The organism is Aliirhizobium wenxiniae (assembly GCF_019511445.1).
In the GTDB taxonomy this organism is placed as follows: domain Bacteria; phylum Pseudomonadota; class Alphaproteobacteria; order Rhizobiales; family Rhizobiaceae; genus Neorhizobium; species Neorhizobium wenxiniae_A.
In genome coordinates this window covers 141,041-154,874 of sequence record NZ_JAEUAN010000014.1, presented here as the reverse complement: position 1 = coordinate 154,874, position 13,834 = coordinate 141,041, and the positions used below count along the sequence as shown (strand labels likewise).

Annotated in this window: 12 protein-coding genes and 1 pseudogene; 8 read left to right on the top strand and 5 right to left on the bottom strand. The window is 55.2% G+C overall.

Going from position 1 to position 13,834, the window contains the following annotated elements:
• The first annotated feature begins 123 nt into the window (after positions 1 to 123).
• On the top strand, positions 124 to 399 hold the full coding sequence (locus JNB91_RS18085; protein WP_220326891.1) for a BON domain-containing protein: 276 nt from the start codon (positions 124 to 126) through the stop codon (positions 397 to 399).
• Positions 400 to 851: 452 nt separating this feature from the next.
• Positions 852 to 2,822 (top strand): methyl-accepting chemotaxis protein, encoded by a 1,971-nt coding sequence (locus JNB91_RS18080; protein WP_220326890.1) that lies wholly within the window; start codon positions 852 to 854, stop codon positions 2,820 to 2,822.
• 339 nt (positions 2,823 to 3,161) lie between these two features.
• Here JNB91_RS18080 and JNB91_RS18075 read toward each other — a convergent pair whose 3' ends face one another.
• Together JNB91_RS18075 and JNB91_RS18070 are read right to left on the bottom strand one after the other, a co-directional pair.
• On the bottom strand, positions 3,162 to 4,415 hold the full coding sequence (locus JNB91_RS18075; protein WP_220326889.1) for a DUF2254 domain-containing protein: 1,254 nt from the start codon (positions 4,413 to 4,415) through the stop codon (positions 3,162 to 3,164).
• Positions 4,416 to 4,520: 105 nt separating this feature from the next.
• Positions 4,521 to 4,811 (bottom strand): hypothetical protein, encoded by a 291-nt coding sequence (locus JNB91_RS18070; RefSeq protein WP_220326888.1) that lies wholly within the window; start codon positions 4,809 to 4,811, stop codon positions 4,521 to 4,523.
• A gap of 178 nt (positions 4,812 to 4,989) precedes the next feature.
• On the opposite strand from JNB91_RS18070, the gene JNB91_RS18065 reads away from it, so the two are divergent.
• Positions 4,990 to 5,436 (top strand): MarR family winged helix-turn-helix transcriptional regulator, encoded by a 447-nt coding sequence (locus tag JNB91_RS18065; RefSeq protein WP_220326887.1) that lies wholly within the window; start codon positions 4,990 to 4,992, stop codon positions 5,434 to 5,436.
• Positions 5,437 to 5,466: 30 nt separating this feature from the next.
• Here JNB91_RS18065 and JNB91_RS18060 read toward each other — a convergent pair whose 3' ends face one another.
• A complete protein-coding gene (locus JNB91_RS18060; protein WP_220326886.1) occupies positions 5,467 to 5,898 on the bottom strand; it encodes a hypothetical protein in 432 nt (143 codons plus the stop codon).
• A gap of 173 nt (positions 5,899 to 6,071) precedes the next feature.
• Between JNB91_RS18060 and JNB91_RS18055 the strand changes: the two genes are divergently transcribed.
• From JNB91_RS18055 to JNB91_RS31695, 3 genes and pseudogenes are all read left to right on the top strand, one after another.
• The gene (locus tag JNB91_RS18055) at positions 6,072 to 6,770 is read left to right on the top strand and encodes a PRC-barrel domain-containing protein (RefSeq protein ID WP_220326885.1); all 699 of its coding nucleotides are present in this window, start codon (positions 6,072 to 6,074) and stop codon (positions 6,768 to 6,770) included.
• A gap of 218 nt (positions 6,771 to 6,988) precedes the next feature.
• A complete protein-coding gene (locus tag JNB91_RS18050) occupies positions 6,989 to 8,569 on the top strand; it encodes a glycoside hydrolase family 15 protein (RefSeq protein ID WP_223218248.1) in 1,581 nt (526 codons plus the stop codon).
• 494 nt (positions 8,570 to 9,063) lie between these two features.
• Positions 9,064 to 9,171, top strand: a pseudogene (locus tag JNB91_RS31695) (SPOR domain-containing protein); the annotation flags it as partial.
• Positions 9,172 to 9,332: 161 nt separating this feature from the next.
• Here the strand turns inward: JNB91_RS31695 and JNB91_RS18040 are convergent.
• Positions 9,333 to 11,315, bottom strand: coding sequence for a putative bifunctional diguanylate cyclase/phosphodiesterase (locus JNB91_RS18040; protein WP_223218247.1), 1,983 nt, complete (start codon positions 11,313 to 11,315; stop codon positions 9,333 to 9,335).
• A gap of 258 nt (positions 11,316 to 11,573) precedes the next feature.
• Here JNB91_RS18040 and JNB91_RS18035 point away from each other — a divergent pair, with 258 nt between their 5' ends.
• Positions 11,574 to 12,617 carry a class I SAM-dependent methyltransferase gene (locus tag JNB91_RS18035; RefSeq protein WP_220326884.1) on the top strand — a complete coding sequence of 348 codons (1,044 nt, stop codon included), beginning with the start codon at positions 11,574 to 11,576 and terminating at the stop codon, positions 12,615 to 12,617.
• A 227-nt stretch (positions 12,618 to 12,844) separates the two neighbouring features.
• On the opposite strand, the gene JNB91_RS18030 is transcribed toward JNB91_RS18035, so the two are convergent.
• Complete coding sequence (locus JNB91_RS18030; protein ID WP_220326883.1) at positions 12,845 to 13,108, bottom strand: DUF982 domain-containing protein; 264 nt, start codon at positions 13,106 to 13,108, stop codon at positions 12,845 to 12,847.
• A gap of 87 nt (positions 13,109 to 13,195) precedes the next feature.
• Between JNB91_RS18030 and JNB91_RS18025 the strand changes: the two genes are divergently transcribed.
• Positions 13,196 to 13,567 (top strand): response regulator, encoded by a 372-nt coding sequence (locus tag JNB91_RS18025; RefSeq protein WP_223218246.1) that lies wholly within the window; start codon positions 13,196 to 13,198, stop codon positions 13,565 to 13,567.
• The last annotated feature ends 267 nt before the right edge of the window (positions 13,568 to 13,834 follow it).

Below are 13,834 nucleotides of genomic sequence, written 5' to 3'. Positions count from 1 at the left end.
TAGAAGCGCACTCCACCACGGATATTTAATTAAGGCAATGGTAAGAAAATAATCCTCAGCGGCAGGAACATAAACGTCGCACAACGGTTTGTTCATCGTGCATTCATGTTCAAGGATACGATGATGTTTCTGAGCACCCTTCAGCCTTCCGCCACGGTCGAATTCGCCCGCGACCACGGCATCGCTATGGAAAAGACGGCGGTCGAAACGGAACTGAGCTACCTCGCCAATTTCGACGGTAGAGATTTGTCGGTTGATGTGACCGGCGATTACATCGTGCTAGAAGGCGTTGTTCACTCATCCAGCGATCAGGCCCGCGCCCTCCGCGTTGCGCGCGAGATCGTCGGCTATGACCGCGTTCTTTCCCGCATCATCATTGTCGACGAAGTTGCCGCTTGATATAATTGCATCCAGATAAACGAAAGCCCGCCAATGAGCGGGCTTTTCTCGTTCTGGACTCCCCTCGATCATCGAACCGAAAAGACCGAGCTTCGAGCGGCTGCGAGAGATAAGCTGAGCTCGCGCGACTGCCGCAAGCGAGGCCGGAGGGAAAATACGGCGCCCAGCCTTGTGCCTGTGATCGTTGAAAAACGACTTGAACACCTCTGCGTCAGCCCTCTGAACATATGGCGTTGCTGGGCCAAGGCTTTAGAGTAAGAAGCGCACCACAGTGCCGAACAAAACCAGCTACTCAGGGAACGCGATGAAGCGTTTCATCAGTTAGTGCGGAACGGTGCTTATCTCTCGGTCTTGCGATATCACGCGTTGGTGACTATGCGTTAATCATCATCCGCTAAAGCACAAGCTCAAGCCATGAAGGCTCCTTCCCATCATTTCCTACCGGAGCAACGATGAACATTCGTGGCAAGATCTATTCGATCGTCGCGGTAATGGCGCTCACAGCGCTTACTATTGGCGGCATAAGCTTCTACACTCTGAGTGTCTACGATACCCGTGTCGACCGCTTGGAAAATGCGGCCAAACGCGCGCAGAACGGCGAGACTTTAAACAGGCTAGTCACTGCAGTCGTCATGGATTTGCGCGGCACGTACGCGGCCGCATCCGCTGAAGAGACAAAACCCTTCGCTGAGGGCGCTTTGGTCTCGCTCAGAAAGATGAATGGGCTCCTTGATGCCTGGGAGCCTCTGGTTCCCGCGGATCAGAAGACGGATTTCGCTGAGCTTCGTCAAGGCGCGGCGGCCTTTACTCAGTTCCGAAGCGAGACTGCTCGCATTGCCGTCACCGAGGGCCCTGCCGCATCAAATGCGCACGGGAACACCGATGCTAATCGCGCGAACCGCAAGAGCTATCAGAAGGACATCGACGATGTCGTCAAACAGGACGAGGCCAAGCTTGTACAAATCAGTGCCGATCTAAAAGACTTCCAGTCAAATGTCCTGCTGATCATGGCAGCCGTAACCCTAATCGGGATAGCGGGCGGCTGCGGTATCGCGTTCTATATTGCAACATACCAGATCAGCAATCCGATCCGCACGGTAACCACCGTCATGAAATCTCTGGCAGGCGGGAATTTCGGGGCAAATGTGCCATTCCTCGGCAGAACAGATGAAATCGGCGAGATGGCCGGCGCGGTAGAAGTGTTCAAGCGGAATGGGCTGGAAGTTCAGCGCATGAACGCACAAGAAGCGGCGATGCGCGAGAAGAGCGATAGCCTGCAAAAGGGAATGGCTGCCGTCGTAACCTCAGCGGCAGGTGGAAACTTCTCAATGCGGGTCGGTACCGACTACGGTGACGAGGGTCTCAACCATTTCGCCGCTAACATCAATACGCTCGTCTCGTCTGTTGAAACCGGGGTAAACGAGACTAACAGAGTAGTTCGCTTGCTCGCCGATGGTGATCTCACGCAGACAATGACTGGCGACTACAAGGGCGTTTTTCTGGAGCTCCAGCACAACGTGAACAACACGATCGCGAGCTTGCAAAGCACCGTTGGTGAGATCCGCACAGCGAGTGACACATTGAACGCAAACAGCGATGAACTGCGCTCGTCATCTGATAGCCTTTCAAAGCGTACCGAGCAGCAAGCTGCGGCGCTGGAAGAATCCTCGGCGGCTCTCGACCAAATCACCACCGTTGTTAGAACATCTACTGAGCGAGCTCATGAAGCGACCAGGATGGTTTCAGAGGCAAAGGAGCGGGCGATCAAATCGTCTGATGTCGTTGCCCGAGCCGTCACGGCGATGGCCGACATAAAAAATGCTTCAAATGAGATCGCTCAAATAACAAATGTAATCGATGAGATTGCTTTCCAGACCAATCTTCTAGCACTCAATGCTGGCGTAGAAGCCGCGCGTGCAGGAGAGGCTGGCAAGGGTTTTGCTGTGGTGGCGCAAGAGGTCAGAGAACTCGCGCAGAGGTCGGCAGTTGCCGCAAAAGACATCAAAACATTGATCAGTCGTTCGGCGACAAGCGTGCAGTCCGGCGTTGGTCTTGTCGAGGAAACCGGCAGTGCGTTGAACGAAATTGGTGACTACGTAGCCCAGATCAATGATCGAGTTCACGCGATTGCCACGGCATCCCAAGAGCAAGCAACCGCCCTTGCGGAAGTGAACACCGCGGTCAATCAGATGGATCAGGTGACCCAGCAGAATGCGGCAATGGTGGAAGAGACGTCTGCGGCGACGCATAAACTCTCCGCAGAAGCTGGCAGCTTGTCGGATTTGGTCGGCCGCTTCAAAGTTGCTATGCCCTCGCGCGCAGCACCTGCAGCTTCTTTGGCTGACCCTCGCAGGCTGCAAGCCCGTGTGGCGCAGTTCTCTGGCGCGAACGCCCTGAAGATCGACGACTGGCAAGAGTTTTAGCAAGTGTTGACGCGAACGCTCTCGGCTCGTGTGGCTGAGGGCGTAACTTTCTGAGGACAAACCGCTTGGTTTGCTCTCCAGCCAGCAGCCTCCGAGACTAAACAGATCAAATCGCCACCAGCTCCGGTAGAACGAGTCCGCTGGATCAAGCATTCGAAAGGAAGATTGGCGTCGCATTTTTCTGAGTTGTTTAGCAGTAAGCGATCTCGTCTAAGCTCGAAACGAGATCTGAACCGCCGACACCCGCGAAACGCGAGCAAGTTTTTGGGGTCGCTCACCATTGGCAATGGGATGCCATCTAACAGGCATCCTCGGCACGCTAAATGCCAACCGATCGAACTACTTGGCCGACAGAGACGCATCTTTCAGCCGTTTGCGATCCATATCAACGTGCAGTGCTTTGTCTGCCCGATCGAGCGCTTCCTGAGAATGCCGTTTGGCGTTTCGCCGGTATTCAACACCGAGATCTGCGGCGTGAGCTAGCGTCTTCTGCAGGCGCAGCCCTACCTCGACGAGCCCCGCGCCGTCTCTCGCGATCGGCGTGTAGAGATCATCGAACAGGTCCGAAACGTCGATGCTTGCGACATGGAGGGCAGGATAAAGCACCTTGCCTTCTTGCCGACGAGCCGCGCCTCGCCACGCGACAAGAATACGAAGGGTTCTCGACAGGACATCGATCGCGGTCCCTGGATCGTTGACGGCAGGCGAAAGTGCACGTGATGCGATTTCCGTCAGAACGGAAGCACCGAAGCGAGGATCCTGGTCGAACGATCTCGTATCGTCGACCGCAAAACATCCCAGGATTTTGGCTCGTACCTCGTCATCGATGACCTTGGCCGTCCAAGCAATCGTGCGACCCGGTCCAACAACCGTTCCCGGAATGGCCGAGATGAAGATGTCCGTGGCGTTGTCATCAGCTATGGCCGCCAGCGCACCACTATCGACACGCTGGACGTAACCGACCTTGTCACTCTGGACCAGTTTTCCGCTATCCTTCGGGAGCGAGGTGTCCTTGGGCAAGGCTTTGCCTCCCAGATTGGGCGCTGCTTGCCATTTCTCGATTGCATCAATCGTTGCTTGTTCAACGCGCCTTGTTGTCTCCGTCACACGGCCGAGCCGAGACAGATGATCGATCCAGCGAAGCAACGTAATGACAATCAAAGCGATCACACCAATCGTTACGAGAAACAGTATCACCCTGCCCTGCTCTCCATAGGCACCCGTGGTCAGCGCGATGATGCCGACCAGGCTGAACAAAAACGAACCGATAAAGGTCGCCAACACGTTCTGCGTCGTACTGTCTTCCATGACGAGGCGGGTTGCTCTCGGTGTTACATTGCTAGTTGCCGCAGAGAACGCCGAGACCATGGTGCTCAGCGAAAAGGTCGTGACCGTCAGCATGCTCGACGCGATGATGCCGAGGATGCGATCAACCGAATCTGCTCCGATCCGGGTCGATAGATTCGACGGAAGATAGGGAGAGATCAGGATTGCCATCAGGGCCGTTGCGATCGCAGCGATGCAAAACAGAGTGGCCCGGAACCAGATCTGGCGGGCAAGCAGAGAGATCTGCCAAATCAGTTTCGAACTCATACATCTATCTCCTTTTCACGGGAGATAGATGACAACGGGAACAAAACAATCCGAACCCGCTGAGGTCTTTGCATCCGAGTGCGCCGCCGTTCATTGGCCTGTCACTCATTCGGAAGAACGCTTTCCTCGCAGAAATCGGATTTCGTATTCGACCGATGCAGGGTCGGGCGGACACACCGCGATCAGCACTTTATTGCCATGCTGGACGACGACCTCCGAGACTCCGTTATCTTCTGTCGCTTCAGCCACACTGATTTTGATAATTCCAAGTCCGGTGTATCGCGAGAACTCCGGGACAGACAGTCCAAGCCTTCTGGACATTTCATCGACGGACATCACTGCCTGTGCCGCCTGGATGACGGCGTCTTCGTTTTTCGATGATATATGCTCTCTCATCCCGGCAAATTTGTCCCCTCTTTATATCGCCAAGATGAAGGCCTAATGTTCGCGCGCGCTGTAGCGACGTTCAGCCTTGTGGCTTATGTCCAGCCGGTTCGCCGCGCGCACGCGAACAGTCCTCCCAGTGCGGACTGGTGGACAATATATCACGACATGACATATTGAAAGGGTTTTGATGGCGGTGGCAGAAGATTTGATTGGGGAAACAGATCTGCCGTCAGCCCTCTACGACGGACTTGCCGGATTTCGTCTTGCGATGCGCAGGTTCCTGTCGCTTAGCGGAGCAGCACTCGCACAGGCCGACGTGACCTCACAGCAATATCAGGCAATGCTGGTCATCAGGACGGCGGCCGCCGGACAGATCAGAATGCGCGAGCTTTCGGAACAAATGCTGATGCGCGCCCATGGGGCGGTCCAACTGGTCGACCGTCTCGCCGCCGCCGGCCTTGTCGAACGCAAGCCATCGCAAACCGACAAGCGCAGCATCCTAATCGAGCTGACGCCCGATGGCCGCCGCCTGCTGCAGGACCTGGCACGGATTCATGTGAAGGGCCTTCTGGAAAATCAGGCACTGTTGGTGGAGTCACTCGGCAAGCTCAGCGACCTTCGCGAACTTGCCTAGCCGGGAGAATGGCCTCTTGTCGTTTACCTGTCACATACTCCGGATGAACATGGCCATCTGATTGACGACCAGCGCTAAGGGCACCGCCCATAACACTGTAAAAACTAACCCAGTCACCCAGAACAGTGCTCCGATCTCGCCTTGCCGCTCGAACGGTTGCTCACGAGCCTTTGGAGATTTGCTCGATAGCTTCCACGTCAGCCCGGCGAAGAAGAGAGTGCTGAAGAAGCCACCGAATGTGACGACGAAGCAATTCCCGGTGAACACCAGCCCGGCCAGGAAGCGCAAGCCGAATGAACTGGGCGTGGCGTCGAAGCCCGCGACTATAACCGCACCGCCGATCAGGATGACCGGCACGAGTGGCAACCACAGAACGAGCCATCCATAGGCATCATCGAGCGCCCTCGCGGTTGCCTTCACGGCCGCTGACAGGCGCGTCGAGCTTGTCGAGAATACGATCATTCCAAGCTCCTCCCAATCGCGCATTATTATCACGACGTGATGTATTTCGCCATCGAAGCACTGTCGATCTTGGACACAATTCGGTCACAATGAGTTGTGCCGGAAATTTTGGAACGATGCCGGTTCAGCGCTGTTGCCTATTTGTGACCAACAACAGACCTGGAGGCATCCATATGAAAAAGATCACGCTTTCCGCCCTCGTCCTTTCCGCCGCGATTCCGGCCGCTGCCTTCGCCCAGACGAGCGCGACGACACCCGCTCCTGCAGCCCAGGCGCCTGCTGCAACCAACCAGAACAAGGCGACTGGCGGTATGTCCGATCAAAAGCCGATGGATATGGCGAATGAGCAGAGCGCCGAGACCGCAGGACCATTTATTACCGTACCGGAGACCGGCGCATGGCGTGTGACCGACCTTGAAGGCAAGGCCGTTTACGGAGCGGAAAACGAAAGCATCGGCGAGATCAATGACGTCCTCGTCAGCCAGGACGGCAGCATCAATGCCGTGATCATTGGTGTTGGTGGTTTTCTGGGGATCGGCGAAAAGAATGTCGCCGTCGATATGAGCGCGCTTCAGCTCGGCCCGGGGGCTGATCAGCAGCAGGCGGACGCAGCAAGCGCCCATGTCTCATCGGAGACGACGGCTTCGACGACTGCTGGCAACACGACAAGCGCCCCAGCCGCAACCACGCCGGCTCCTGGCGGCACGACGGTTCCGCCAGCCCAGACGCCTGTCGCTGGAGAGACGGCAAGCGCTGACCAAATCAAGATCGGTGACGACGGCCTGCCGGAGCGCATTGTCCTCAATGTCACGCGCCAGCAGCTTGAAGACGCCCCCGCATTCGAAGGTGTGGAAGCTGCGCCGAAGCAGTGATCGGTTCATGTTGTTCTCCCCTTCGCGCCATGGCGCGAAGGGATGTTGGAGGAGATCATGTCCAATATTTCCAACGCATATCTGCGATCGGTCGTCTTTCTCGGTGCCTCGCTTGCTATGGGGCCACACGTTGCCGCGGACCGAGGAAAATGGCCATTGGTCCATTGTACCGACCGAAGCCGTGCGGAAAGTGCAGAGGGCCTATGTAGAAGGTACGCTTGTGTGAAACCGAGTTCTCTGTCGGTTCGGGTGAAGCAGCGATTTTCGATTTCATGCCCCCTCGCGACGGCTCCAGCAACATCGTCCGAATAGTCGAGGGGCGCAAAGGTAGTGTTGAGTTCGAAATCGATCTTGTAATCCGGTTTGACTACGGCCGAAGTGTGCCGTGGGTAAGCCAAGACGAGACCGGTAAGCTGACAGCAGTTGCCGGCCCTCATCGACTGACTTTAGAAGGCCCGATAGAACTGACAGGGGAAGACCTCCACAGTAAAGCGAAATTTGTCGTTTCTGAAGGACAACGCATTGCCTTCACCCTGACCCGTAGTCCCTCTCACCTACCTGTCCCGATCACACAGGATCCAGAAGCGGCGCTTCAGCATACGATCTTTTTCTGGCAGGAATTCGTGGGGCGCTGCCCGCCGGTCAACGGCTATAACGAGATTGTAAAGCGGTCGCTCATCACCCTCAAAGCCATGACCTACATGCCAACGGGCGGCATCGTTGCGGCAATAACCACCTCCCTACCGGAAAAGATTGGCGGGCCACGCAACTGGGATTATCGCTACTGCTGGCTGCGCGATGCCACCATGACGCTGATGGCGTTCATGACTCTTGGCTACTTTGAGGAGGCAGCCGCATGGCGGGAATGGCTCATGCGCGCGGTTGCCGGCACTCCTGAACAGATGCAAATCATGTATGGCGTTGCAGGCGAGCGCTCTCTGCCCGAGTGCGAACTGGATTGGCTTTCGGGCTATGAGGGATCCCTGCCCGTGCGTATCGGAAACGCCGCTGCTGACCAGTTTCAGTTGGACGTTTACGGAGAGGTCGCTGATGCACTAGTGCAGGCGCGAAAGCATGGCCTGCCCCCACATCCACGAACTGAATTCATTGGCCAGGTTCTCTTGCCGTATCTGGAAAAGGCATGGCGTGAACCGGATGAGGGCATCTGGGAAGTGCGCGGCGGGCGAGATCATTTTACCCATTCTAAGGTGATGGCTTGGGTGGCATTCGACCGAACGGCAAAGCTGGCTGACGATGCTGGAGACGTTTCATCCGCCACACGTTGGCGATTAATCGCTGACGAAATTCATGCCGATGTTTGCAAAAATGCATACGACGACGAGCTCGGCAGCTTCGTTCAGAGCTACGGCTCGAAGACACTCGATGCCAGCCTTCTTCAAATTCCCCTTGTCGGCTTTTTGCCCGCAGATGATGCCAAAGTAGCATCGACAGTCGAAGCGATCGAGGCCCGCCTGATGCGTGACGGATTGCTGTTACGCTACGAAACCGAGGCGACGGACGACGGCTTGCCGTCCGGCGAAGGCGCTTTTCTCATATGCAGCTTCTGGCTCTGCGGCGCGCTCATTCTTTTGGGTCGCGATGCGGATGCAAGCAAGATTTTCACGCGGCTATGTGAATGCACCAATGACGTCGGGCTGCTTTCGGAGGAGTATGACCCAGTCGCAGGACGCATGCTGGGTAACTTCCCGCAAGCGTTCAGCCATCTCGGGCTAATTGCTACGGCTATGAATCTATCGCGCGTCGAAGGTCCAGCTGAGGAGCGTTCCGCGGAAGCGTAATGAGCGCGGAAAGGAGACTCTTCAAAAAAAGTAGCGGCAGCACGGAGGGTGGGGCTTTTTCGATTGCTGGGAAGCAGCTGGAACGCATTTTTTTCGAGATCGCCTTGCGTTGATTGCACCGGGCGTCGCGTATTATCTGCTTTTGGCTTGATGCTTGTCAAAATAGAAGAAATGAGTTTTGGTGTCGTAACGGATTTCATAAGCTTGTTGGGCTTGCTCTGGCAGATTGGCGCCCGATTTCGCCACAAGCATTGACCGTCCTTGACTCCCCATTGCCCGAATTCAGGGTGCAACACACCGTGCCGTGGAACAATCCATAGTAGACAGCGTCACGACCGTGAGTGTGCCAAATCCTCGGCAGGATCTTGGTCCGTGCAGATTGGCACGTTCCCGGACGAAGCCGCGGCAACGCGTTACTTGGCCGCAGCGAAAGAAGACCTGGGACACAGACTCGGAACGATGAGAGAATCTGTTAAGCATACCTAACCTCGAACTCCAGTATCTATCGCGCTCGATTTGTCGGCTTTTCAAACAAGAGCGACGCGTGGGCGGCATGTGCAGAGATGAAGATGCATGACTACAGCTGCTGGACTTCGATGTAGCCAGCGGCTACCGATCGCAGAATTGGCTGCCCTCTGGCTCGGGCCAATCGTCGGTCAAAAGCGTCGGCACGCCCTTTCATTTCAGTCGCGTTACCTTTGAAAGCCTGGATAGTAAGACCAGCGCCGACGGCGCTCTACGGAAGTGATCACCTCAATTGGGATCAACCTACGTTTTTTTTCGTTTCGAGAAATGGCAGCACGTTATTGGTTGCGAGTTGGTCCGCCGGCGCAGGTCGCGCAATGTGATAGCCTTGAAGATAATGAATGCCGTACTGTAGCATTAATCTCTGATGCTCGGCCGTCTCTACACCTTCAACCAGAATACTTACTCCACGATTTCTCAGGAGGGTGATGATATCGAGGAGCATTCTCCTGCCTCTGTCCGTATGAGAGTCGTGCAGGAAGGAGCGATCGATTTTCACCGTATCGAAATCTATCAGGCGGAGCCACGACAACCCCGCAAAGCCTGTACCAAAATCATCGAGCCAGACCTGAACGCCCAGCTTTCTTAGATCGCTGATGCATCGGACAAGGTCTTGATCGATTTCGAGCTCCACACCTTCGGTAATCTCGAATGCGAGCCTCCCGCCGTCTACCTCGAATTCCGCCAGTATCGCGGCGACGTAGTCTGCGAACCCAGGCTTTTTTAGCTCCATTGGAGACACATTAACGCTTGCGACACGAACCAAATCCGTCACCAACAGATCAGAACAAGTAGTCCGTATTGCCCAACGTCCGAGCGCAACGATCGCGCCTGTCCTTTCCGCGATCGGAATGAAGACATCAGGCCCGACTGGCGTCCCATCAAGCATTTTCAAGCGCATCAATGCCTCTGCGCCGTCAAGCATGCCTGTCTGCATATTGCGGATCGGCTGATAGACGAGCGAGACTAGCTTCTGATCGAGTGCAATTTTCAGGGTTGCAGCAACATCCTCACGGTCAACGCTATATTTCGAATCCGTGACGTCAAAGACTGCGACAACGTTGCGTCCGCCTGCTTTTGCTGCATATAGCGCCCGATCAGCCTCGTGAACAACCTTGTCGACCTGCTTGATTTCGCTGCGGGTATGCGAGACCCCGACGCTCACAGTGATTATCGGAGTGCCATCTCGCCTGTGCTGGTGCGGCAGAGCCATCTCCGCTACTCCCCGACGGATCGCTTCCGCAAGCTCCTTCATGTCGTCGAGGCTGGATGCCGACTTGATAACGATGAATTCTTCACCGCCGTAGCGCCCAATAACTGCTCCACAAGACGAAGCCGTCTGTTGGAGATGTTCGGAAATTGTTACAAGGCACTGGTCTCCTTGCTGATGCCCGTAGCAATCATTGTAGTGTTTAAAGTAGTCTACATCGATGAGCAGGACTGCAAACGATGCGCCGTCGTCGAGCCAGCGCTGCCAGTAGTCACGTAAGCGTTGATCGATAGCTCTACGGTTTTCCAGCCCGGTCAGGGAGTCAGTGTTCGAGAGATGCAGGAGGGCGTTGCCTCTCTCGTCGGCCGCAGCTTGTTGCAGGCTCGCCTCAAGTGCGTTGAGAAATACCTTGTATCGCTCCTTATTGAGCTCAAGATTGACGTATGCGGTGAAAATGAAACACGAGATACAGAACGCACCCATTATCAGCTTATGAGTGAAAGCCATCGGCGCGAAAACACAAAGAGCGCCGATGAAGATGATCATATTGGCTGCGGATGACGCTATCGCCACAGAAGATCGGAACCGGAAAAAGAGATTGACGCTCATCATGAAGATCGCACCAAATACCATATAGTATGAGAATGCCGCCCGGTCCTCGGTCATCTGCGCCATAACCAGCCATACTAGATAGCCTGTCGACACGGAGATCGCCGACGCCACATCGATCGTGTTCGCCATCGCTTTGCGACGGAGCAAAAATTCCAAGATGCAGAGCGCGCCAAGTCCGACAATAAATCGCGCAGTGATCGTACTTCGGGCAACATCGGCGATGAAGAGGTAGTCGGTCAATGAATAGCCAAGGTACGCAACAACGGCGATCCAGAGGCCCCTGCGCGTAGCAACCTTGCGCACCAACTCGCTCTGCTGGTCATATAAGCTGCGCAGCTCCCTCGTCGAGCGTGTCGAACTCGGTGCTTTAGCTGCGGTCTCGGCCAACACGTGCATCATGCCCTGTCACCCAACAATCTCGTGCAGCTTCCCAACACGGACCGCTAGCTGAGGCTGGATAGCCCCGCTGAAATTTCACTTCAATTAACAAGGGCAATGTCGAGCCAAATCCCCACGGAATTGTTCCAACTTCGCTAATATTCTCTGAATCTTACATCAGAATTAATCAAAGGGTGCGATCGTTGGCTGCTTGTCGACGGCGCACATGCTGAAGATTTTAGCGATTGCCTACAATTTTCATTAACTTAAGAGGCGAAAGTGACAAAGCCCGTATTTTCACTCGACGGCCGCAGCCTGATTACTCCGCAGTCCGTTAGCGATCATCTGTTTCCACGCAATGGCGCGCAAATAGCCGACTTGGTGCAAACCGCAGCGGCTGAGTTTGCGATTATAATCAACGTCGCTACTCAACGGCTATCGTCAAACCAAAATCGAGCGGATGCAGTGAAGTGGCTTATTACTCAACTTCATGAAGTCCGCCTGAAATATGGACCAGCCGTGTGGCAGGAGCTGGCACCGATGATTCGATCACACTCTTCTGCTGAGATTTTACAGCAGTGCCCTTTCACTAAGTGGTCCTTCGACAAACCTCGCGGCTACTCTGGCGACGCCACTCTTATCGACTTCATCTATAGGCACCCCGCGATATCCGAAGAGCTTGCAAAAACCACACCGCTTGGCCGAGACATCTTTGAATACACCATCAATGCTCCAGGTCCGGTTGCGGTAAGGGAAAGGCGAAATATCCTTGCGGACTTCGTCGATGACACGGCAACTCGGGTTGGTCCCGACACGGAAATCCTCGCTATCGCTGCTGGTCACCTTCGAGAGGCGGAGATGTCGAAAGCATTGTTGGAGCATCGCCTCAAGCGCTGGGTCGCTTTGGATCAGGATCCTATAAGCATTGGCACCATTGCGACGCAATACAGGAAAACTTGTGTTGAGCCCATAGATGGGTCGGTGCGTGGGCTTCTCGCAAAGAGACAGCAAATTGGGCAGTTCGATCTTATCTACGCAGCTGGCCTCTATGACTATCTCAGCGAGAAGGTGGCAATCCGACTGACCCAAGTGTGCATAGAGATGCTGAAGCCGGGCGGAACCTTTTTGTTCGCGAATTTCTCAGACGAGATGGCCGACGACGGATATATGGAATCCTACATGAACTGGGAGCTTTTGCAGAGATCCGAAGCGGATATGTGGCGGATAGCCAACTCCACCGCGAGGGCCGATACGGTGGACGCTTCCGTGTGGTACGGTCACAATAGGAACATCATTTACACCACCATCGAGAAAAAATCATAGGGGAAACATTTTCCTCCGTCAGAACGATATCAAAAAGGGCTCCGACAACTACGCCGGAGCCCCGGGAATTGGGTTCATAATTCCAGCGATCTGTGGCAGCGTTTTCGGCGCACTTTCTCACCATGGTGCTGGCGGGACTAGTGGGTAGCGAGACGCGCGTTTCGACCGGGGCATAATCGGCGCCAGACCCGATGATGATCTTGCTTGGCCGGCCTTACGTCCCGCCTTCACTGCGCATGGGGATCTTTGTCGCTGTGTGATCGGGCAGCGACAACCGCCGGCGTCCCGACCGTTACGAGATCATGTTTCTGCGCGAATGCTACGAAAGGGCCCCGCGCCGTCTCTGCTTCGATCTCGCCACGCAGGGCCGCTTGGCAGGCCTTCAGAGCGACAGCGTGAGCCCTGTTACTGAAGGAGGCTGGACGGAAATGGTGATGTCGACGTTGAGGATGCTTGTAAAGCGGGTTTTGGGACCATCCTGTTATCGACATCGTCGCGGCAACTCGGCGCCACAATCGAAACTAAGGTAGCAGGCTCAATCATTTCGCACATTTTGACATTGCCCAATTCGGTGAGACATGACTGCTAAAACGGTGCTGTTGGTTGAAGACGAGATGTTCGTCGCACTCGATATTCAAATGACTTTGGAAGATGAGGGCTGGCAGGTGTCAGGGCCATTCGCGACTGCCCGTGAAGCACTGGAGTTTCTCGACAACTCAGTACATTGCGCAATACTCGATGTCAGATTGGCGGACGGAGACGTATTCCCAGTCGCGGACCGTCTCAAGAAAAACGAAATCCCGTTCGTATTCCACTCCGGCCACGCTAATCCGCGGAAGCTTGAAGAACAATATCCCGCCTCGCTGGTGTGCCAGAAACCCTGCCACCCCGCGGCGTTAGTTTCGAAGCTGAAATCATTCGCTGAGAAACGTGACACGTTTGTCGCATGACACCGCTCATCGAGGACCTGGAAAGCGCGAGCGCTTAGGCTCCAAAACGCTTTTTAACACTAGGTCCTGATCAAGCTTCGCTTGGTAGTTGAGCCTCGATCTCGTAGATAACGCCGACCGGATCGTTCCTTGATTGTCCGCGAGCTCAGCAGCCAAAAGCCTTTCGATCAGGCGGCTACCGAACCCTCTTCGTGTCGGAGGTACAACGGCGGGACCGTTTCTTTCGACCCACCGAAGAGCTAACCTACCGGTCGCCTCATACTGCCA

Excerpts from the sequence above, each read along its gene's own strand:
- JNB91_RS18060 (WP_220326886.1), bottom strand. The coding sequence starts at position 5,898 with ATGATCGTATTCTCGACAAGCTCGACGCGCCTGTCAGCGGCCGTGAAG.
- JNB91_RS18075 (WP_220326889.1), bottom strand. The coding sequence starts at position 4,415 with ATGAGTTCGAAACTGATTTGGCAGATCTCTCTGCTTGCCCGCCAGATC.
- JNB91_RS18025 (WP_223218246.1), top strand. The coding sequence starts at position 13,196 with ATGACTGCTAAAACGGTGCTGTTGGTTGAAGACGAGATGTTCGTCGCA.
- JNB91_RS18085 (WP_220326891.1), top strand. The coding sequence starts at position 124 with ATGTTTCTGAGCACCCTTCAGCCTTCCGCCACGGTCGAATTCGCCCGC.
- JNB91_RS18055 (WP_220326885.1), top strand. The coding sequence starts at position 6,072 with ATGAAAAAGATCACGCTTTCCGCCCTCGTCCTTTCCGCCGCGATTCCG.
- JNB91_RS18070 (WP_220326888.1), bottom strand. The coding sequence starts at position 4,811 with ATGAGAGAGCATATATCATCGAAAAACGAAGACGCCGTCATCCAGGCG.
- JNB91_RS18080 (WP_220326890.1), top strand. The coding sequence starts at position 852 with ATGAACATTCGTGGCAAGATCTATTCGATCGTCGCGGTAATGGCGCTC.
- JNB91_RS18065 (WP_220326887.1), top strand. The coding sequence starts at position 4,990 with ATGGCGGTGGCAGAAGATTTGATTGGGGAAACAGATCTGCCGTCAGCC.
- JNB91_RS18040 (WP_223218247.1), bottom strand. The coding sequence starts at position 11,315 with ATGATGCACGTGTTGGCCGAGACCGCAGCTAAAGCACCGAGTTCGACA.
- JNB91_RS18030 (WP_220326883.1), bottom strand. The coding sequence starts at position 13,108 with ATGTCGATAACAGGATGGTCCCAAAACCCGCTTTACAAGCATCCTCAA.